The 19,012-nt window shown below is 47.7% G+C and carries 21 protein-coding genes; 16 read left to right on the forward strand and 5 right to left on the reverse strand.

What is annotated here, in order from left to right:
- Nucleotides 1-20: 20 nt before the first annotated feature.
- Nucleotides 21-353 carry a winged helix-turn-helix transcriptional regulator gene (locus EKN16_RS29090; RefSeq protein WP_125664773.1) on the reverse strand — a complete coding sequence of 111 codons (333 nt, stop codon included), beginning with the start codon at nt 351-353 and terminating at the stop codon, nt 21-23.
- Nucleotides 354-579: 226 nt separating this feature from the next.
- On the opposite strand from EKN16_RS29090, the gene EKN16_RS29095 reads away from it, so the two are divergent.
- Together EKN16_RS29095 and EKN16_RS29100 are read left to right on the forward strand one after the other, a co-directional pair.
- Complete coding sequence (locus tag EKN16_RS29095; protein WP_125664775.1) at nt 580-1,524, forward strand: aldo/keto reductase family protein; 945 nt, start codon at nt 580-582, stop codon at nt 1,522-1,524.
- Nucleotides 1,525-1,570: 46 nt separating this feature from the next.
- Nucleotides 1,571-2,059 carry a GyrI-like domain-containing protein gene (locus tag EKN16_RS29100; protein ID WP_125664777.1) on the forward strand — a complete coding sequence of 163 codons (489 nt, stop codon included), beginning with the start codon at nt 1,571-1,573 and terminating at the stop codon, nt 2,057-2,059.
- Nucleotides 2,060-2,159: 100 nt separating this feature from the next.
- Here EKN16_RS29100 and EKN16_RS29105 read toward each other — a convergent pair whose 3' ends face one another.
- From EKN16_RS29105 to ku, 4 genes are all read right to left on the reverse strand, one after another.
- Entirely contained in the window at nt 2,160-2,681 is a 522-nt protein-coding gene (locus EKN16_RS29105; protein WP_125664779.1) for a PepSY-associated TM helix domain-containing protein, read from the reverse strand.
- Between the two features lie 130 nt (nt 2,682-2,811).
- A complete protein-coding gene (gene ligD / locus EKN16_RS29110; protein ID WP_125664781.1) occupies nt 2,812-3,723 on the reverse strand; it encodes a non-homologous end-joining DNA ligase in 912 nt (303 codons plus the stop codon).
- On the reverse strand, nt 3,720-4,820 hold the full coding sequence (locus EKN16_RS29115; RefSeq protein WP_125664783.1) for an ATP-dependent DNA ligase: 1,101 nt from the start codon (nt 4,818-4,820) through the stop codon (nt 3,720-3,722). The genes ligD and EKN16_RS29115 overlap by 4 nt, the downstream gene beginning before the upstream one ends.
- The gene (gene ku / locus EKN16_RS29120; protein ID WP_125664785.1) at nt 4,817-5,812 is read right to left on the reverse strand and encodes a non-homologous end joining protein Ku; all 996 of its coding nucleotides are present in this window, start codon (nt 5,810-5,812) and stop codon (nt 4,817-4,819) included. The genes EKN16_RS29115 and ku overlap by 4 nt, the downstream gene beginning before the upstream one ends.
- A gap of 140 nt (nt 5,813-5,952) precedes the next feature.
- Between ku and EKN16_RS29125 the strand changes: the two genes are divergently transcribed.
- From EKN16_RS29125 to EKN16_RS29185, 14 genes are all read left to right on the forward strand, one after another.
- A complete protein-coding gene (locus EKN16_RS29125; RefSeq protein ID WP_125664787.1) occupies nt 5,953-6,180 on the forward strand; it encodes a hypothetical protein in 228 nt (75 codons plus the stop codon).
- Between the two features lie 37 nt (nt 6,181-6,217).
- Nucleotides 6,218-6,400, forward strand: a complete 183-nt coding sequence (locus EKN16_RS29130) for an H-type small acid-soluble spore protein (protein ID WP_125664789.1) — start codon at nt 6,218-6,220, stop codon at nt 6,398-6,400.
- Between the two features lie 469 nt (nt 6,401-6,869).
- Nucleotides 6,870-7,736 carry a YitT family protein gene (locus EKN16_RS29135; protein WP_375782081.1) on the forward strand — a complete coding sequence of 289 codons (867 nt, stop codon included), beginning with the start codon at nt 6,870-6,872 and terminating at the stop codon, nt 7,734-7,736.
- Nucleotides 7,737-8,000: 264 nt separating this feature from the next.
- Nucleotides 8,001-9,122, forward strand: coding sequence for a thiamine-phosphate kinase (thiL, locus tag EKN16_RS29140; RefSeq protein ID WP_269462737.1), 1,122 nt, complete (start codon nt 8,001-8,003; stop codon nt 9,120-9,122).
- Nucleotides 9,123-9,146: 24 nt separating this feature from the next.
- On the forward strand, nt 9,147-9,629 hold the full coding sequence (gene tsaE, locus EKN16_RS29145) for a tRNA (adenosine(37)-N6)-threonylcarbamoyltransferase complex ATPase subunit type 1 TsaE (RefSeq protein ID WP_125664795.1): 483 nt from the start codon (nt 9,147-9,149) through the stop codon (nt 9,627-9,629).
- Nucleotides 9,630-9,632: 3 nt separating this feature from the next.
- Nucleotides 9,633-10,526, forward strand: coding sequence for a tRNA (adenosine(37)-N6)-threonylcarbamoyltransferase complex dimerization subunit type 1 TsaB (gene tsaB / locus EKN16_RS29150; protein ID WP_125664797.1), 894 nt, complete (start codon nt 9,633-9,635; stop codon nt 10,524-10,526).
- An 8-nt stretch (nt 10,527-10,534) separates the two neighbouring features.
- Nucleotides 10,535-11,026 carry a ribosomal protein S18-alanine N-acetyltransferase gene (gene rimI / locus EKN16_RS29155; RefSeq protein ID WP_125666771.1) on the forward strand — a complete coding sequence of 164 codons (492 nt, stop codon included), beginning with the start codon at nt 10,535-10,537 and terminating at the stop codon, nt 11,024-11,026.
- Nucleotides 11,013-12,041: a tRNA (adenosine(37)-N6)-threonylcarbamoyltransferase complex transferase subunit TsaD gene (gene tsaD / locus EKN16_RS29160; RefSeq protein WP_125664799.1), complete on the forward strand. Its 1,029-nt coding sequence runs from the start codon at nt 11,013-11,015 to the stop codon at nt 12,039-12,041. The genes rimI and tsaD overlap by 14 nt, the downstream gene beginning before the upstream one ends.
- A 547-nt stretch (nt 12,042-12,588) precedes the next feature.
- Nucleotides 12,589-13,170 (forward strand): TetR/AcrR family transcriptional regulator, encoded by a 582-nt coding sequence (locus EKN16_RS29165; protein WP_125664801.1) that lies wholly within the window; start codon nt 12,589-12,591, stop codon nt 13,168-13,170.
- Nucleotides 13,171-13,195: 25 nt separating this feature from the next.
- A complete protein-coding gene (locus EKN16_RS29170; protein WP_125664803.1) occupies nt 13,196-13,540 on the forward strand; it encodes a DMT family transporter in 345 nt (114 codons plus the stop codon).
- On the forward strand, nt 13,540-13,854 hold the full coding sequence (locus EKN16_RS29175; protein ID WP_125664805.1) for a DMT family transporter: 315 nt from the start codon (nt 13,540-13,542) through the stop codon (nt 13,852-13,854). Before EKN16_RS29170 ends, EKN16_RS29175 begins: the two co-directional genes overlap by 1 nt.
- 232 nt (nt 13,855-14,086) lie before the next feature.
- Nucleotides 14,087-14,221 carry a hypothetical protein gene (locus EKN16_RS33590; RefSeq protein WP_260182911.1) on the forward strand — a complete coding sequence of 45 codons (135 nt, stop codon included), beginning with the start codon at nt 14,087-14,089 and terminating at the stop codon, nt 14,219-14,221.
- Nucleotides 14,222-15,045: 824 nt separating this feature from the next.
- Entirely contained in the window at nt 15,046-16,644 is a 1,599-nt protein-coding gene (locus tag EKN16_RS29180; protein WP_179955571.1) for a 2-isopropylmalate synthase, read from the forward strand.
- 321 nt (nt 16,645-16,965) lie between these two features.
- On the forward strand, nt 16,966-17,799 hold the full coding sequence (locus EKN16_RS29185; protein ID WP_125664807.1) for a class I SAM-dependent methyltransferase: 834 nt from the start codon (nt 16,966-16,968) through the stop codon (nt 17,797-17,799).
- The last annotated feature ends 1,213 nt before the right edge of the window (nt 17,800-19,012 follow it).

Genomic DNA, 19,012 nt, shown 5'->3' on the forward strand with positions numbered 1-19,012 from the left:
TATCAGTAAGTATAAAATTCTTAGGTCCATTTAGCTGCCCACAGCTTCATTTCCTTGAACATCTCATGGAGATCTTCACCCTTAGGCGTTAAGGTGTATTCGACAGTAACGGGTACTGTTGGGAATACATGCCGCTCCAGAACACCCTGCTCCTCCAGATGACGAAGTGTACTGGTGAGCGCTCGTGGGCTAACGGCTGGAATAAGCCGCTGCAGCTCGCCGAATCGCCTTGTTCCGCAGAACAGCTCGCGAAGGACAAGAAAGGCCCATTTTCCGCCGATTACATTCAATGTCTTCTCAATATTACAGTCAATAATAACGGGTTCCTTAGGGACGTAATTACTTGTAGACATATAAACGTACTCCTTCTTCTAACCTAGTAACTTTAAGTATAGTATATATAGATATTATAATAAAGTGATATGTTTTTCACTACTTTAATAAGTATATGAATATGCGTACAATGACATTGAGATTGAATAATGAGAGATAACAACCTAGAGCCTATGCTTCCGAAGTCGTTTTTACTCGCAGGAAGTAAATGGGGATGTTTCGTAAAAAACTTGTAGGAGGTTACCTATGAATTATCGTAGACTTGGTGGCAGCGGCTTGAAAGTAAGTGAGATTAGTTTAGGCAGCTGGTTAACTTATGGAGGCTATGTAGAACGCGAGAATGCCGTTAAGGCGATTCAGACTGCATATGGACTTGGTATTAATTTCTTTGATTCGGCTAACGTATATGAGCAAGGCGCTGCAGAAATTCTGCTTGGGGAAACGATTAGAGCTTTTCCGCGTGAATCTTATGTCTTAGCTACGAAAGCCTTTTGGCCCATGGGTGATGGTCCCAATGACCGTGGCCTTTCACGGAAACATGTTATTGAACAGTGTCATGCAAGCTTGAAGCGCTTAGGCACGGATTATGTAGATATTTTCTATTGTCATCGGCATGATCCGGAGACGCCGCTCTATGAAACGCTTCGTGCAATTGATGATCTGATCCGTCAGGGCAAGGTGCTTTATGTGGGCGTAAGCGAATGGACAGCAGCGCAAATGGCGGAGGGCTTAGCGGTTGCTGATCGTTACTTGCTTGATCGTATCGTCGTCAATCAGCCGGTATATAATATGTTCAACCGCTATATCGAGAAGGAAGTTATTCCGTTTGGTGAGAAGAATGGCGTTGGGCAAGTTGTGTTCTCGCCTCTTGCTCAAGGGCTGTTGACGGGCAAATATAACTCCGTGACGGAATTGCCAGAAGGAAGCCGTGCTTCCAAGCTGGAGTGGGTACGCAACGGGATTACAGAAGAGAAGATTAACCAAGTGGTTGAGCTGTCTGCGATTGCTGCTGAGCTTCAGATTACGACGGGACAATTAGCACTCGCCTGGATTCTTCGTCAGCCGAATGTGGCAAGCGCACTCGTTGGTGCTAGTCGTCCGGAGCAGGTCGAGGAGAATGTAAAAGCATCTGGAATAGAGCTGTCCGCTGATATTCAGGAGCAGATCGAGAAGATTCTGAAGGAGGCTTGACTTATCTGCCGAATATTATCAAAAAGATACAAATTGGAGGTAGAATATGCAGGCAGTTATTGTAGACAAGCCATCAATGAAATTAATCGGCTTAGCCACCAACGTTACACTTTATGATGTGCAGCAGAACAAGACGACAATTAAGCTAGCATCCAATTTTTTGGAAAGAAGAGCAGAAGTAATAAATGGTATAAATGAAAAAGAAGTTTTTGGGGTTTCAACGGATCCTGAGAATTATAATCCCGAAACAGACCCCTTTGAGTTCTTCATTGGAATTGAAGTTTCCGCTAACGAGAACATTCCAGATGGTATGGTATACAGAGAGATTCCAGTAAATACGTATGCCTTATTTACATTCAAAGGTCCAGCTGAAAATGCTGGTGCTGTGCATGACTACTTATACTCTACGTGGTTAAAACAAAGCGGATACGAGCTTTCGGGTCTTTATAATATAGAAATCTATGATGAACGAAATCAGGGTCCCGACTCCGAGGAATCGATTACGGATATTTGTTTTCCTGTTCGAAAGAAATAACTGTCATGGGGCAGCCGTTAATCAAGCTCCATTCCCACAGCAGGGAAAGCCCGATCACATAGCTAGTATGGTCGGGCTTCCCTGCTTGAATCAAAGGCTTTTATGTCGTGACGTTAATGGGAGTATCTTTCGCTCTGCGGCGCTGCTTGCTTTGCCCTTTAAGGACCCGTATGGATAAGAAAATACCTGTCAATGTCATGAAAATCAAGCTTATGGCGGTTAGATCAACAAAGATTTTGTAGCTATTGCCATAGATCATGCCTTCATGGAGCTTCTTGGCGAAGCCAACGATTCCACCCTGACTGTCTCCTCCGCCTCCAGCTCCGCCCGGAGGGAAGCCTTGTCCGCCTTGTTTTTGCTGCTGGCCTTGGTCCACTGCAGAACTAGAGTCACTGTTGGAGGCAGCCTGTGTATTCGTATTGGTGCTTGTCCCAGTACTTACAGCTGTCCCCCCAGTCCCCCCATTCATACTGCCGCTTATTTGCATTTGAGGCATGTCACCTCGAGACGAACCACCCACTAGCCATGGCTCAGAGATCACTAGCCCTGTGACGGATTGAATGAGTATAAACAGAGAGGAGATCAGACCAATCCATAAATGCAGCTTTCTTGTTTTCTTCATTGTTATTTACCTCCTTCATGAGTATCATCCTTACAAACATACAATAAGGATCGAAACTTAATAATCGATGAAGGCGGGCTGAAAGTTTGCTGAATGCTCGTTAGAACTATTTATCAATCGAAGAGGATTATCATTCAGATTGCCCTTTTTTTGAGCCGCTGATGAAGGCTAGTATGTGCCGCAACGGCTGGGGAGCTACAAGATCTAACAGATCCCCCTCTTGGGCGAGTCGAGCTTCAATATTAAGGAGATTAAAGTCTGTAATGGCGACGTTGCGTCGAACCTCTTCCCAGTAAAGCGGCGTAGACACCGTTGCTCGATTGCGGGCCCGTGGAGAATAGGGTGCAATAATCGTTTTGCCCTGATAATGCTGAAGATAGTCAATATAAATAAGATCCCCGCGCAGCTTCTTCAAGCGTTCGATTGTAAACAGACGGGGGTACTTGTTCGATAAGAAGGTACCGACGAATTCGCCGATCCGACGGAGCTCATCGAAGGTGAGGTCTGGTATAAGGGGGACAATGATTTGAATACCTGTCGCCCCTGATGTCTTGGGAGTAGATGCGATTCCAAGCGATTCGAGAAGCTCACCCACCAAGGATGCTGCTTCCATGATACGCGGCTCCTCCTCTAACGAAGGATCGATATCAAGCACCCACTCAGTAGGGTGGTCTCGATCACTGATGCGATCAAAGGAAGCATGAAATTCCAGACATGCCAAGTTACCGAGCCAGAGGAGTACAGGCAGCGACTGCAGCTTTACGTAATGAATCCCCTCACGTTCATCGGTTTGCACGAATGCAGGCGTAGGTGCGGGGCAGTTTTTTTGATAAAAGGATTTGCCGGTTACACCGTCAGGATAACGAATGGTCGTCAAATAACGATCCTGACAATGCTTAAGCAGCCAAGGCGAAAGAGCGGTAAGTCGCTGCAGGTACATCGCCTTCGTAATACCCATCTCGGGAAATAGGAGCTTGGTTGGGTTACTGATCGTTAGTTCCTGTCCCTCAATCATTACTTTGCCTTTCATTGTACGGTTCATGTTAACGGCTCTTTCGGTAAGAAGGTGACTAGCTTCGGATGACGAAGCTGTCCAGCCGATGTACGTTCCAGGCCGCTTACTCTGCATTTGAATGAAAGCGGCAGCCACTGTATATGCTCACGCTTCAGCTCCTCCGGTATTGTGTTGAACGGGCAAGGAACGATCTCTTTACGTGATTGTTCCGTGACAAAGGTAGTTGCCAGAACCCGGCGCAAAGCATCATTTAGTCCCAGTGAGACACTACCTAGATAGTCCCCGTCATACTCCATAACGAGACTAGCGATAATCCCATTGCGCCATTTCAACCCAACAATGTCGATATCAAGCACCAAATTCGTTTTCTTCTTGAGCCAATCGCGATGCTTCTTGCCTTCCTTATAAGTGCTCGACAGCTTCTTACTGACGATTCCCTCCCAATGATTCGCTTCCACCCAATCCCATAATGCTTGGCCATCATCGAATAAATCGGTTACGAACAAACGTGTATTGTCTGATGGACATAAAGCAGTAAGCCTGCGATATCGTTCTTGGTAAGGAAGATTACGAATATCACCTGTATGATCGGCAAGCAGATCAAATAACACATAGACAAGTCCTCCGCTTGGACCTATCGGAGCTTCCATCTGCTGTTGGTGCTGCTGGCTCAATGACTGCCTAGACAATCCTCTTGAACGTTCTCTCTTCAAAACCTGCTGGAAATTCACCCGAATCCCATCCCACCAAACGACCTCACCATCAAGCAAGCAGCTGCCAAGGGAGGGCGCATTCTCTTCTAGAAGGGAGGTAATCTCGGAATAAATGGTATTCTTCAAATATAATCGGCGTGAATAAAGCTCCACTTTTCCATGCGCATGAATACGAGCAAGAATCCGCACACCGTCCCACTTTAGCTGGTAGCCCCAGTCTTTACCGATAGGGACATTATTATCTGATATCGGTGCCATTGGCTCCTCAGGAAGTAAAGGAATGGTAGAGACAGGATCGGCCCATTCCATTGCGGCTTCGATATTGACGTCCAAAGCAGGAAAGACGAGGGGATCGCCCTCGCCGCTTCCTGCTTCTATATGGTTTTGTTGAGCTTGAAAAGGTTGTTTCATCCTAAGGCACCGCCCTGCTTCGCTGATCCGGAGCTGCCCCTCGGCTTGCGAGGTTTTGGTACCTTCGCAGCTGATGTGTCACTTGCTCCTACTCCTGCCTGAGTACCGTCCTGAGCAGCAGCTTCAGACGAAGCTGTCCGCACTGTATCAGCTTCTGTTGTACCGCTGCCCGTATGAGCTGCATGGGTTGCGCCAGTATCTAGACTGCCCTTTGCATCAGGTGGGAGCTTCACGGCCTCGAGGCTTGCCTGCAGTGCAGCCATGAGGTCAAGCACATTCGTGCGCTGCTGCTCCGGCGCCACTCGCACCTCTTCGCCGGCAATTTTATGTTGAATCATATCCATCAGACGGCTGCGGTAATCATCATTGTATTTGGCAGGCTCAAAAGGTGTAGAGAGCTGTTCGATGAGCATACGAGCCATCATCAGCTCCTTCTCATTGACATCAACATGCTCTGGAAGTCCAGGGACCTGATCTACCGAACGGATCTCATCCGGGAAGAAAATGGTCTCCATAGCCAAGCAATCCCCGATAATGCGAATGGCGGCTAGTGAGCTTTTTGAACGAATGGATACTTTAGCAATACCGATTCGCCCGGATTGTCTCATCGCTTCAAGCAGTAAATTATAGGCATTGCCACCTGCTTGATCAGGTGAGAGGTAGTAGGTTTTCTGAAAATAAATCGGATCAATTTCTTCTAACGCTACAAAATCCAAAATTTTAATCGTTTTTGTCACATCATCAGACAGCTGCTCGAGCTCATCCTTCTCGAACAAGACATAGTGACCCTTTTCATACTCATATCCTTTTACAATTGCATCCCAGTCCACTTCAACCTCACAGGTTGGACATTTGCGAATATAAGAGATATTGCTTCCGCATTCTCGGTGAATCAGCTTCATGGAGATATCCTTATCCTCCGTAGCCGAGAACATTTTTACTGGTACATGCACGAGACCAAAGCTGATGGCCCCTTTCCAAACCGTATGCATATCGTTTCCCCCTATCTTAATTACGAAAAGCATCATGTTAACAGGCTATGATTACAGTGTTCCCAGAATGCATGAAACGCAATCTAATCGGGTATATTTTCGTAAAGGAAGGCCATCTGAGAACGTAAGGAGGGATTTGCGTGACTGAAGCAGGTAATTCCCCGACTGGGACGAATAACGACTTGAAGCATGAGGGCCGTGAAAATTATTTCCTGGATATCGACCGGATGGTGAATGAAGGACTCGGCGGTGGACAAGTAACGCTGCACAACGGATTAGTAGCGGAATCGACAACAGATACGATGGAAATGAAGCAGGAGCAGGAACTGGAGCAGGAGCAGGAGCAGGAGTTGGAAAGCGGGGAATAGTAAGGCGAGATTTATTCGAAAGGAGCGGCAATAACAGATGAAGACGGAGCGCGCCCAACAAATCTATCAGTCCAAGGACACCTTCTCGGTACGTTTGGAGGGCAAGGCGGTGTGGATTGAGAATGTCGATGAAGCCAATGGAATGGCAACTGTGCAAATCGAATCCAACCCTCTTAACACAATGACAGTTTCTGTAGATCGATTGGACGAAAAGGACTAGCTTGATGAAATAAGAAAAGCTCTCAATCACACGGGAAATCGTGGGATGGGGAGCTTTTTGTTTGATGGAAGAAGAGGCGGTTAAATAGAAGGTTAACAAAAGGGAAATAAGGGAGATGGTCTTAGCTCGATTCGTATTTTCGATGTTCTAATGGTGATGATCGTGAGAATAAGAATAAGTATCTTTCCTATAAGTTATGGACTCTTGCCCAAGCGGGAAAAGCTTGGGCTATTTTGGTGCGTTTACGTGTATAATAAGGGAAGTTAGGTTAATTTAAAAGAGTGTTGCTATAAAGAAGATAGTGACTTTATCGTACTGCATTACTAAAATCTATCATTGAAAACAGACGATAAATACATGTAATAACTAATAAATGAAGATAAACTATCCTTATTCTTTAAATTCGGGCTAAAATGAGGTATAATGGTTGTAGAAGCGGGAATTTAGTCTAAGCTTCATGGGGGTAGATATGGCGAAACAGCACTATAAGTTAACAAAGCTTGAGCTGCTGCTGCGGATCTTATTTATTACGATCGGTGCGGCGCTCGTATCCGTTGCTCTTGAGATTTTCCTCGTACCAAACAACATTATTGATGGTGGAGTCGTCGGGATATCGATTATTATTGCGCATCTGACGGGCTTGCCGCTAGGGTTGTTTCTATTCATACTTAACATTCCTTTTCTTATTATCGGTTACAAGCAGATTGGTAAGACGTTTGCTTTATCAACGTTGTATGGTGTTACCGTTATGTCGATCGGAACGCAGCTGCTGCATCCAGTCCAAGCAATAACAAACAGTAATTTTCTGGCACCTGTTGTTGGTGGCGTTATTCTTGGTATAGGTGTTGGTCTTGTTATCCGGTTCGGAGGATCCCTTGACGGAACCGAAATCATTGCTATCTTATTCAGTAAAAAGCTGCCGTTCTCGGTAGGAGAAGTAGTCATGTTCTTCAATCTCTTCATACTTGGCAGTGCAGGCTTTGTCTTTTCTTGGGATAGTGCGATGTACTCGCTGATCGCTTACTACATAGCGTTCAAGGTTATTGATATGGTACTTGAAGGGTTCGATGAATCCAAAGCGGTATGGATCATTAGCGAAGATGCCAAGGAAGTTGGCGATGCGATTATGAGCCGGCTTGGTCGGGGTGTAACGTATCTTCATGGTGAAGGTGGCTTTACAGGCGGAACGAAACGTGTCATCTTCTGTGTAATCACACGTCTCGAGGAAGCCAAAATGAAGTCGATCGTTCAGGAGCATGACCCTGCAGCGTTTCTGGCTGTTGGCAACATCCATGATGTCAAAGGCGGACGTTTCAAGAAACGTGACATTCACTAGGGAGTGGAGTTTGGAGCCGCATTAGAGTATGGAGCGATACGGGCAAGACCGCACATTTCCTGTGCAGTCTTGCCCGTTTTGTTGCGGGGTGGAACAGTGACCGATATAATGAAAATAAAACCGCTGATTGGTTTGCGTGACCGGTAGGTTATGCAGCATTCAGCGGGCAAGATTGGTTTGCGTGACCGGTAGGTCACGCAGCATTCAGCGGAGAATAAAGATATAGGGTCCTAGGAGGCGGTTGGTCTGGACGAATTCGAGAGCATCCGCCTTTGGACGGACAGCCGGCAAAGTACGGAGCGTTTAAGGGAGCAAGGCGTCGTGGTTGGAATCGGTGATGATACCGCCGTGGTGGAAGTGCCGCCTGGAGAGAGCGGCGCTTTGCAGTGGCTGCTGGCCGTCGACACGATGGTGGAGACGGTCCACTTCAATGCAGCGACGATGGCGGAAGCCGATGTCGGCTGGAAGTCGCTTGCCGCGAACGTGAGTGATATCGCGGCAATGGGTGGTGTGCCGCGGCACGCGCTCGTCTCTGTGAGCGTGCCGCAGGCTTGGGAGCCGGCTAGGATGCGCCGGCTCTATGATGGGTTGTACGCATGCGCCGAGCATTACGGCGTTGCGATTGTTGGCGGTGATACGACATCGTCGCCGCTGCACTTGGTTGTGGCCGTGACGGTGATGGGTACCGTCGAGGCTGGCAAGGCCATACGCCGGGCGGGCGCGCAGCCCGGCGATGCCGTATTCGTGACCGGCCCGCTCGGCATGGCCGCGGCCGGTCTGCACTGGCTGCTCGCCGCCGCGGCCAATGGGTCAGCGGCGGCATCGCCGCAGCAAGCTGGCGGCGCGGCAAGCTCGCCGCCGCCATGCGTGCCGCTAGCCGCGGCGGAGGCCGCCGGAACGGCGGCGCTGGTGCAGGCGCACCGCCGCCCGGCACCCTCCGTGCGCGCGGCGCGGATGCTTGCCGCGCGCGGCACAGTTACGTCGCTGAATGACGTCAGCGACGGCCTCGCAAGCGAGGCATGGGAGATCGCCGAAGCATCTGGCGTCTCCCTCGCGCTGCGCGAATCGCAGCTTCCGCGCAGCGGCAGCCTAGCCGCCTACGCGCACCGCGTCCAAGTGGAGCCGCTCGAGTGGATGCTCTACGGCGGCGAAGACTACGTCCTGCTAGGCACGATCACGCCTAGCGACGCACTAGCTGCCAAAGCGGAGCTAGCCGCTGCTGGTCTGCCGATGTTCATCATCGGCGAAGTCAGCGCTGGCCCCGCAGGGGTTACACTTATCCGCGACGCGGAGCCTCAGAAGAGGCGCGTCGGCGTAGGTCAGTTCACTACTGAACATCCGCGCGAGCCGATCGCTAAGCGTGGTTATAACCATTTTGCACAATAACGCAATGAGAAGTGGTGGAAGTTTATGAGTATGACAAGCCAAACCGTATGGACGGTAAAAAGTGAGCAGGACACGATACATTTAGCAGAATTACTGGCTGCCTGGGCGATGCCAGGTACGATACTTGCTCTTGATGGTGACTTGGGAGCGGGGAAGACAAGATTCTCGCAAGCCTTTGCCAAAGGAATTGGTGTGAGCGGAATCGTCAATAGTCCAACGTTTACGATTATTAAAGAATATAACGGCGAGCGTTTGCCGCTTTATCATATGGATGTGTATCGTCTGTCGGAGCAGGAAGCGGATGAGCTGGGACTAGATGATTATTTTTATGGAGATGGCGTGACGATTGTGGAGTGGGCCAGTCTCATAGAAGCCTTGCTTCCACCGGAGCGGCTGCAGCTGTATATCGAGCATATGGGCGGTGAGGCTCGCCGGATCTCGATAACAGGTATGGGCGAACGCTATGCGGGATGGTGCGAACAACTAAAGGCGATGGGAGCAGGTTAACGGATGAACGAACTACAATCACAAAATAAGGTATGGACCGGACCACTCGGACCTCTAGTACTGGCGCTTGATACTTCTACGGCCTCTTTGGCTGCGGCACTCGTGCAAGGCGGGGAAACGATTGGTGAGGTGCAATCCTTGGCTGAACGCAATCACTCCGTTCATACGGTATCCATCGTCAAGGCATTGCTTGCGGATAATGGAGTCACTCCCGAGCAGCTGGACGGGATTGCGATTGGCTGCGGACCAGGCTCCTATACGGGCATGCGGATTGCCGTATCCGTTGGGAAGACGCTTGCTTGGGCATGGGACAAGCCCCTTGTCGGCGTTTCGAGCTTGGAATCACTGGCCTACGGTGCCTGGCAGGCGGAGAACCCAGAGCCATCTCATCTTCCTTCCTTGGATGCGGCTCCTCGTCAACACTGGTTCGTACCGATTATGGATGCTCGGCGTGGGCAGGTATACACGGCTTTGTTTGCTGCATCAGCGGATGGAAGCTGGAGTCGATTGGCTAAGGATGGCATACGCCTCATGCATGATTGGGTGGACGAGCTTGCTTTGCTTACCGCTCAAGTTGATCCGGATGCAGCTCCTGCTGCCATTTGGATTGTAGGGGATTTATCTCTTCATGAGGCGGAGGCTGATCGTTTATGGACAATCTGTTCTCGTGACCAACAACAGGACTTAGAGCTGCCGTTCGTTGATGTGCGGCAGGTTTCTTTTATCATGGAAGGACGTTCGGTCGCTGCGCTTGGGATCAAACGGTTTAAGGCTGGAGAGAGCGACGATGTGCATACTTTTATTCCAAACTATACCCAGCTGACCGAAGCGGAAGTGAACCTGCGGCAGCGAACAAGCAAGGAGCTTGAAGGGAATAAGGAAGGAGCGGGCAAATAGTGACCGAAATGAATGTGGAAAAGCTGGTCTTCCGCTCCATGACCTTGTCAGACGTGCCGGAGATCGTGAACATTGAGCTTGAAGCCTTCACCTGTCCTTGGACAGAGGAGGCATTTGTGAATGAGCTGACAAACAACCATTTTGCCCGCTATATGGTAATGGATTACGATGGTATCGTTATTGGTTATGGCGGAATGTGGACAATTATGGACGAAGCGCATGTGACCAACATAGCGGTTCGTGAGAATTATCGCGGCCGTGGTCTCGGTGAAAAAATGCTCATTGAGCTTCAGAAGCTGGCTGTCTTCTGCGGATCAGCGCGTATGACCTTAGAGGTTCGTGTCAGCAATCTGATCGCGCAGCGTCTTTATCGCAAGCTCGGCTTCGAGCCAGCGGGTGTAAGGCCCGCTTATTATTCGGATAATCTTGAGGATGCCCTCATTATGTGGGCTGAGCTTTCCTTAGCAGACGGAGTGGAGCAAGAGCATGATATCAAATGAACTTATACTAGCGATTGAGACTAGCTGTGATGAAACCGCGGTCGCGGTCATTCGCGGTGGCAAAGAAATCGTAACGAACATCATCTCAAGCCAAATCGAGACGCATGAAAGATACGGCGGTGTCGTGCCAGAGATCGCATCGCGTCAGCATGTGGAATCCATTACCCTTATTATGGAGCAGGCGATAAGAGAAGCAGGAATCAATTTCCGAGATCTGTCTGCTATTGCGGTTACGCAAGGCCCAGGCTTGGTCGGATCGCTGCTGGTAGGTATCGTAGCTGCCAAAAGTCTTGCCATGGCACTCGATCTACCCCTGATCGGAACGCATCATATCGCAGGACATATCTATGCCAATCAGCTTGTTCATGAGCTGGTATATCCTTGTATTGCACTTGTAGCTTCCGGGGGACATACCGAGCTTGTCGTGCTGGAGAGCGAGGGTGTATTTCGAATTATCGGGCGCACGCGCGATGATGCAGTTGGGGAAGCCTACGACAAAGTAGCGCGGACGCTTAATTTCCCTTACCCTGGCGGGCCTCATATTGATAAGCTGGCGCAGAGCTCTGAGGAAGAGATCGTAATGCCTCGTGCTTGGCTCGATGCCAATTCCTATGATTTCAGTTTTAGCGGTTTGAAGTCGGCTGTCCTAGCGGCGATTAATTCTGCCAAAATGAAAGGTGAAACGCCAAGGCAAGCCGCTTTGGCTCGCGGTTTTCAAGCTTCGGTCATTGACGTGCTGGTGACAAAAGCGCTCCGCGCCGTTCGAGCAGAAGGCGCCAAGCAGCTGCTGCTATGCGGAGGCGTTGCGGCAAACGGCGGACTTCGCGCGGCACTGACGGATCGCTGCGCAGCAGAAGGTGTGCCGCTGCTTATCCCTCCGCTAGTGCTCTGCACAGATAATGCCGCAATGATCGGCGCAGCCGCGCACTTGAAGTATAAGCGAGGCGAGTTTACATCGCTTGATATGAAAGCTGAACCGGGATTATCGCTTGAAGAGTGGTCGGTTCGAAGCTAGCTTTCCAACACATACGGGGCTATCCAAAAAGTCGGAAACGACTTGAAGGAATGCCCCTTTTCCTTTTCTAACTGGCTGTACAGCTTAATCAACGCCACATTTCCAAATGCATCCGCGACAAACTGCCTAATTCAAAGCACGGCAGCTGGAGGCGAATCCAAAGTTTGATAAAATGGCTAAAGACCGGTTAAGCTTTTTTCAACTCCTACATTTTTTGTATATCTAATTTCTTGCAAGATTACATTCTATTACTGGCTCTAAATCATAATGAGTTCTTGCCATCACGAAGTACCCAGCGAAGCGGACGGAATCGTTCTGAAGAAGCGAAAGCGTTCGCCTTTGTCTCCTTATTTCTACCCCTAAGGGATAGAATCAAGAAATAGGGAGACAACAGCGACCCTTAAGAACGATCCGTCCGTGTAGCGGCCTTCTAGGCGCCATGCTTCGCATTTATCAAGCACTAATTTTAGTATTGAGCACTAATTATATTGTATTAAAATAATTTACATGTTAAAATAACTGACGAACGTTCGGAAGGTGGATTCACATGACATCTAATCGTATAAGAGAGGTTTCTCTCGCAATTTTCGCCAAAAACGGATATGAAGGTTCATCATTGGCGGATATTTCCAGTGAAGTAGGGATCAAGAAACAATCGATTTATACTCACTTCAAAGGAAAAGACGAGCTTTTTCTTGCTGTGTTGCATGATGTGTTTTTGAACGAATTAAAGTTCGTTACTAGCTACATAGAAAGTCATGCTCATCATACAGCAGAAAAAGCTCTCTTCGGTTTTTTAATGGCATATAAAGATCGATATGAAGAGAACGACAACACAAAATTTTGGTTAAGGATGTCATTTTTTCCTCCGTCACATCTATACGAGCAAGTGATGAAATACGTCTACGATAACTTGGACAAAATGGAATCTTTATTTGCTCCTATTATGGAGAAAGCGGCTTCTGAAGGAAGCATCAGTCCTTCCGTCGGTGCTGAGCGTGCTACTGTCGCTTTCATGGGAATACTCGATGGAGTCTTTGTTGAGATGCTCTATGGAGGTCCTGGTCGTCTGATGAAAAGGATAGATGCTTCTTGGTATCTATATTGGCGGGGAGTATCAAAAGAATAGCAGTGTTGTATAAGGGAGAAATAAAATGAACCGAAATTGGATATTTGTATGTATCGCAGGACTATTTGAAATAGTATGGGTAACTGGGTTGAAAAACGCCAGTAATCTGATTTCTTGGATGGGAACATTTATAGCGATTTGTATATCATTTGATATGTTGATTCGTTCGACCAAAAGATTGCCAGTTGGTACTGTTTATGCTGTTTTTACTGGTATTGGCACAGTGGGAACAGTTGGAGTTGAAATGATTATTTTCGATGAACCTTTCAGTTGGATTAAAGTATTGCTAATTCTCTTACTAATATCCGGTGTGCTCGGACTGAAAATGGTTACGAAAGAAGATTCAGATGAGAAAGGGGTTGCAACATAGTGGGCTGGGCTTTTCTCACTCTGGCTGGTATGTTTGAAGTGGTTGGAGTAATAGGAATGAACAAAGTTAGTAAGCATAGAAACTTACAATCATTCATCATTTTGTTCGGTGGGATGATAATGAGTTTTGGATTTTTAAGTCAAGCAATGAAAACACTTCCGATGGGTACAGCCTACGCAATCTGGACTGGAATAGGTACCGTAGGAGGTACACTCGTAGGCATATTCTTTTACGGAGAATCCAATGACTGGAAGCGGATTTTATTTATAAGTATGGTTTTAGCGGCAGCCATTGGTTTGAAACTGATATCATAATATTATAGTACCCTTGTTAAACAACCGGGGGCGTTAGTTCAGAACAGGAACTAGAAGAAAATTCAAATTCTGAATTGACAGACAGTTAAAGATGAGCATATAATAAGCAACAACACACGATTTGTTGCTGCAGCTGATGTCTCAGCTGGCAGATATACCTTCTAAACGCGACGAACAGGAGTAGTAAGGCAGGGCCGGGATTAGAGAGCTGCGGGTTGGTGCAACGCAGTCGATGGCAGCCAGAAACTCGCCTGGGAGCGGTATTACGGAAACGATCAATGGTCGGCCGAAGGCCAAGGCTATCATCAGGATCGCGTACGTTGTAACGGATAACCTCCGTGATCGGGTGCGTACCTACGATTTCTAGAGTCGTTGGCACGCTAAAGGTGGGCGTTCATTGCTCTCGCATGCGAGGGGAACGTCAACAAGGGTGGTACCGCGCGGACCTTACAGTCTGTCGTCTCTTGAATTAGAGACGACAGGCTTTTTTTGTTTTCCGAAGCGGTGATAAATCAAGGTGTTCAAGTGAAGATAACATACCAAGTCGAATCTAAGCTTTTTGAAATAAAGCAAAAGCAAATATAAACGAAACGCAATGAACAGGAGCATTAGGACTCAAATCCGGGAACAAGCGTTAACCGCTGATCAAGTGGTGAAACGTCAGAGAGCTGCGGCTAGGTGCGACGCAGACGATGGATGTCCGAACTCGCCTGGAAGCGGAACGGGGGAAGTCCTCCTTAACTTTAGCCTTATCAGGCAAAGAAGTTAAAGCAGGATGGTACTCCGATACGGCTGACCTCCGTCATCGGGTGCAACCAGAGCTAGCAAATTCACGCCTCGCATGAATGTTGTCGCCAAGGACGTATAGTATCTCATCAGCTTGATGGGAGGTTATCCCCATTGGAATCGGACTTCATATCATGCAGCGTTGAATAAGCGCTCAGGTTGCATAAGCGGGTTCGGACCATCAGGTTCGGGCAACTAGAGTGGTACCGCGGCAAGCCTACAAAGCCTGTCGTCTCTTGTATAACAAGAGACGACGGGCTTTTTCTATTGTCCGAAGCTGTTCGAAGCGCTCCAAATCTCCGTCCAATGCTATACCCAGTTACGAGTTGGCTCCCATTGTGGACCTAAGCATCCATAACGAACCCAGATAGACCAAATCCAAACTATTTCAGGAGGTTAATTCTTATGACCATTAATCAATCCCAAACTAACCCTTCAGTGAACGCCATTAACAATTCCGATGCCCTGCAGCGTATTCGTATCTTTGATACGACACTACGTGATGGTGAACAATCACCGGGGGCAACACTTGCGCCTGAACAGAAAATAATCCTTGCCCGCCAGCTGGCTAAGCTTGGCGTAGATATTATTGAGCCGGGCTTCCCGATCTCGAGTCCAGGCGACTTTGCGGCGGTACAGCAAATTTCCCGCGAGCTTCATAATGTGGAGATCGTCGGCTTTGCACGGGCAATGAAAGTCGACATCGATGCTGCTGTTCGTGCAACGGCAGATGCGGCTAGACGCCGTCTGCATCTGTTTATTTCATCCTCTGACATTCATTTGGACTTTCAGCTGAAGAAAACACGGGAGCAGGTTATGCAGATTGCCCGTGAAATGGTCGCTTACGGCAAACAGTTCGTGGATGAGATTGAATTCTCACCTATGGATGCGAGTCGTTCTGGACGTGAGTTTGTCATTGAAATGGTGGAGGCGGTAATCGCCGAGGGAGCGACTGTCATCAATCTGCCGGACACACTTGGCTATGCAATGCCAGAGGAATACGAAGAAATGTTCCGTTCAGTGCGGCGCCAAGCGCGTGGCGGGGATAAAGTGGTCTTCAGCGCTCACTGCCATAATGACCTTGGTCTGGCGGTAGCCAATAGTCTGGCAGCCATTCGCGGTGGCGCGACGCAGGTTGAAGTAACCGTTAATGGTATCGGTGAACGTGCTGGCAACTGCTCGCTTGAGGAGCTGGTCATGGCCATTGAAACGAGAAAATCAGCTATTGGTGTACAGACGGGAATCGTAACAAGTGAGATCTATGAGACTTCACGCATGGTAAGCAGAGCGATGAATTTCCCCATCGCTTACAACAAGCCGATCGTTGGACGCAATGCCTTCCAGCATGAATCTGGCATTCATCAGGATGGTCTGCTGAAGAACCGCAATACCTTCGAGATTATGGATCCAGAAGCAATGGGTATTCCACGTAGTATGATCGTGCTTGGCAAGCACTCCGGTCGTCATGCGATCAAGCATCGTCTGAATGAATTTGGCATCACCCTTAATGAGGAACAGCTTGTTGATGTCTACAACCGATTCATTGCAAAAGCTGACGAGCTGAAGCTGGTGCCGGATAATGAGCTTATCCGTCTAGCGAGTGAATCAACAGATATGCAGCATGATCCGTATTCGTTGGTTCATCTTCAGGTGATGGCCGGTACGAACGAATCTCGGATTGCATCAGTTACAATCCGTGAACGTGATTCTCAAGAAGATAGCAATTTCACCGGTACAGGTAAAGGCCCGCTGGAAGCTGTTATTCACTGCATTCAACAGGCGATCCCGGAAGCGGGCGAGTTCGAGGATTTGGAGCTTCATTCCCTATCCACAGGCGAGGATGCGCGCGGTGAAGCAATCGTCAGCATTGTGCATAACAATGTGCGTTATCGCGGTACTGCCATTCACAACGATATTATTCTGGCTGCTGCTCAGGCATATGTGGCTGCGTGTAATCAGCAGCTGCTGAGCGGGCAAACATCGGACGCGAAGCAAGGGGCGTAAGCAGAGGGGGGAAAGCTGGTTTACACCCTTAATAAATTAATTAATTAATCTGCTCCCAATATAGTCGATTCTGCACCAAAATGAAGCGTTACTGGATCCTATCGTGAAGGTAACGCTTTGGTGCTCAATCTCATACTCGGAATGGAAGTGGAGTAAGGTGAACGACCCATCTTCTGGGGTCCCACCATTCTAGCGAGTTGGCCGGCTGCTCATCGAGCTGCTGATGAGGAGGTCCTTCTGTTATGCTCGCGAATTCAGTCCTTCTTAAGCTGTACCCCTCCCGAAATGACTTCCTAGTACTTTAGAAAAGAGGTCTTATCCATGAAACCTGAGGTTAACAATCATGTTGTAGATTATTACACAAGCTTTGGAGAGCGTGAATGGAGTCGGTTAGACCGAGAGCCATTAGAGTTTACCGTGAACTGGCATTATATGAAGAAGTATTTACCTTCTTCGGGGTGTATTTTGGATAATGGGGCTGGACCGGGGAAGTATGCGATGGAGCTTGCGAGATGTGGCTACCAAATTACTTTAACCGATCTAACGCCTCATTCAGTCGAGCTTGCCGAGATAAAGGCAGCGGAATTAGGACTAGAGCAGCACTTCGCGGGGTTCCATATTCAGAATGCAACTCATTTGGATGCCTTATCGAATGTGAGTTTCGATGCATCACTCATGCTCGGACCTTTATACCATCTGCAGAAGGCGGATGAGAGATCTATGGCAGTAAAGGAGTTATACCGTGTTACCAAACCTGGTGGAGTCGTGTTTGTCGCTTTTCGAAATCGAACGAATCATGTCCTTACCTCCCTCTTAAGGCCGGATCATTGGAAGCCTAATGATAATGTGGATACCATTGAAGCATTCTATGAATCGGGTATATTTAATCATCAGGATGAGGGTAGATATACGGGCGCGTATTACTATCCGGTTGAAGAGATTAATCCCTTTATGGAGGAGCATGGCTTCGAAGGCGTTGAGCTTATTGGTTCGACTAACCTTGGAACGCTGCTGAGTCAAGAGCATTGGAACATGTGGATAAACAAAGGGGAGACTGAGCACAAGAAGCTGATCAGCTTTCTCATAAAGATGGCCCGAGAACCCTCAATTCTGGGGATATCTTCTCATTTGTTGTATATTGGAAGGAAGAAATAAAGCTTTCTGAGCAAAACCCTCGAATGGTCAATCTCTAAAGTCATTAATAGGCAGGATAGATAGCACCTTCAAGTTAGTTTTTAAGATTACAAGAAAGGCAAGAGCAGGGATAACTCTCTGCTTTTTTTCTTTGTAATAGGATATTGGCAGAGTTATCCACGGACTTATCCACAAACCTTGCATGAAATGTGTGTAACTTGCTCAAACCCACAGAATTCGGGCATTTACAATGTGTACAAAAATGGGATAAGTTTTTCACAGCCCCTTTGTGGATAATGTGGATAATGGGAATAAAGGAGTGGCTTGACTGTCCACATCTTAGCAAAGTATTAATAAATGGTTAATTTATTAGCGTTTCAAGTAGTCAGTAGTGTTTGAATTGCCTTACAATTCACTCTATCCTGTGGATAAAACTGTGGAAAGAGGGGATAGAACATGTTTGACCCTAACTAATCAAAGTCAGAACGATTTGTTTGAGAGATTAAGGAAGAAGTAAATGACCGACCGTTAAAGAGGCTTTCTTTCAGTCGAAGAATTGATTAATGTCGTTATCTTTATTTTTATACTAAAGCTGCGTAAACTTCACAAAGTTATTTCGGCTCTAAACCATAACGAGTGCTTGCCATCGAGAAACAAAAGCGAAGCGGACGGAATCGTTCTGAAGAAGCGATAGCGTTCGCCTTTGTCTCCGGATTTCTACCTCTGAGGGATAGAATCAAGAAATAGGGAGACAACAGCGATCGTAAGAATGATCCGTCCGCGTTGCGGTCTTCTACACACCATGCTTCGTATTTATCTAGCACTTATTTTAGTGTTGAGCCGTTATTTCTTTTGAATTGTGGATAAAAGGATCGATTAGTACGTTCTTGTACGTTTCTTTGATAGATGGGAGCAAAGCGGCTGCTATCAACTGAAGTAATCGTTGCAGCTAATCACAGTGAAAAAAGACGATTGATAAGAAGTTAACCTAGTTGAGTCTTATGACAAGATGAGTGATGCTGTCGAAGGAGTTCGTCATTTTGTTATATTGATCTGTCATCTGCGGACACAAAAAAACCGGGCAGCACTTGTGTCTAGTGCTGTCCGGATTAGATGAAATTCGCTTTTTAGCAGATACCTACTATATAAGTTGAACTTAAGAATCGAACAATGAGCCGCTGCACAGAGGGAATGTTCTTCCGGTCTCAAAGGCGAACGCTGACGCTTCTACAGA

Source organism: Paenibacillus baekrokdamisoli (assembly GCF_003945345.1).
GTDB classification, from domain to species: Bacteria; Bacillota; Bacilli; order Paenibacillales; family Paenibacillaceae; genus Paenibacillus_Z; species Paenibacillus_Z baekrokdamisoli.

Excerpts from the sequence above, each read along its gene's own strand:
- EKN16_RS29090 (WP_125664773.1), bottom strand. The coding sequence starts at position 353 with ATGTCTACAAGTAATTACGTCCCTAAGGAACCCGTTATTATTGACTGT.
- EKN16_RS29095 (WP_125664775.1), top strand. The coding sequence starts at position 580 with ATGAATTATCGTAGACTTGGTGGCAGCGGCTTGAAAGTAAGTGAGATT.
- EKN16_RS29100 (WP_125664777.1), top strand. The coding sequence starts at position 1,571 with ATGCAGGCAGTTATTGTAGACAAGCCATCAATGAAATTAATCGGCTTA.
- EKN16_RS29105 (WP_125664779.1), bottom strand. The coding sequence starts at position 2,681 with ATGAAGAAAACAAGAAAGCTGCATTTATGGATTGGTCTGATCTCCTCT.
- ligD (WP_125664781.1), bottom strand. The coding sequence starts at position 3,723 with ATGAACCGTACAATGAAAGGCAAAGTAATGATTGAGGGACAGGAACTA.
- EKN16_RS29115 (WP_125664783.1), bottom strand. The coding sequence starts at position 4,820 with ATGAAACAACCTTTTCAAGCTCAACAAAACCATATAGAAGCAGGAAGC.
- ku (WP_125664785.1), bottom strand. The coding sequence starts at position 5,812 with ATGCATACGGTTTGGAAAGGGGCCATCAGCTTTGGTCTCGTGCATGTA.
- EKN16_RS29130 (WP_125664789.1), top strand. The coding sequence starts at position 6,218 with ATGAAGACGGAGCGCGCCCAACAAATCTATCAGTCCAAGGACACCTTC.
- EKN16_RS29135 (WP_375782081.1), top strand. The coding sequence starts at position 6,870 with ATGGCGAAACAGCACTATAAGTTAACAAAGCTTGAGCTGCTGCTGCGG.
- tsaE (WP_125664795.1), top strand. The coding sequence starts at position 9,147 with ATGAGTATGACAAGCCAAACCGTATGGACGGTAAAAAGTGAGCAGGAC.
- tsaB (WP_125664797.1), top strand. The coding sequence starts at position 9,633 with ATGAACGAACTACAATCACAAAATAAGGTATGGACCGGACCACTCGGA.
- rimI (WP_125666771.1), top strand. The coding sequence starts at position 10,535 with ATGAATGTGGAAAAGCTGGTCTTCCGCTCCATGACCTTGTCAGACGTG.
- tsaD (WP_125664799.1), top strand. The coding sequence starts at position 11,013 with ATGATATCAAATGAACTTATACTAGCGATTGAGACTAGCTGTGATGAA.
- EKN16_RS29165 (WP_125664801.1), top strand. The coding sequence starts at position 12,589 with ATGACATCTAATCGTATAAGAGAGGTTTCTCTCGCAATTTTCGCCAAA.
- EKN16_RS29170 (WP_125664803.1), top strand. The coding sequence starts at position 13,196 with ATGAACCGAAATTGGATATTTGTATGTATCGCAGGACTATTTGAAATA.
- EKN16_RS33590 (WP_260182911.1), top strand. The coding sequence starts at position 14,087 with ATGGCAGCCAGAAACTCGCCTGGGAGCGGTATTACGGAAACGATCAAT.
- EKN16_RS29180 (WP_179955571.1), top strand. The coding sequence starts at position 15,046 with ATGACCATTAATCAATCCCAAACTAACCCTTCAGTGAACGCCATTAAC.
- EKN16_RS29185 (WP_125664807.1), top strand. The coding sequence starts at position 16,966 with ATGAAACCTGAGGTTAACAATCATGTTGTAGATTATTACACAAGCTTT.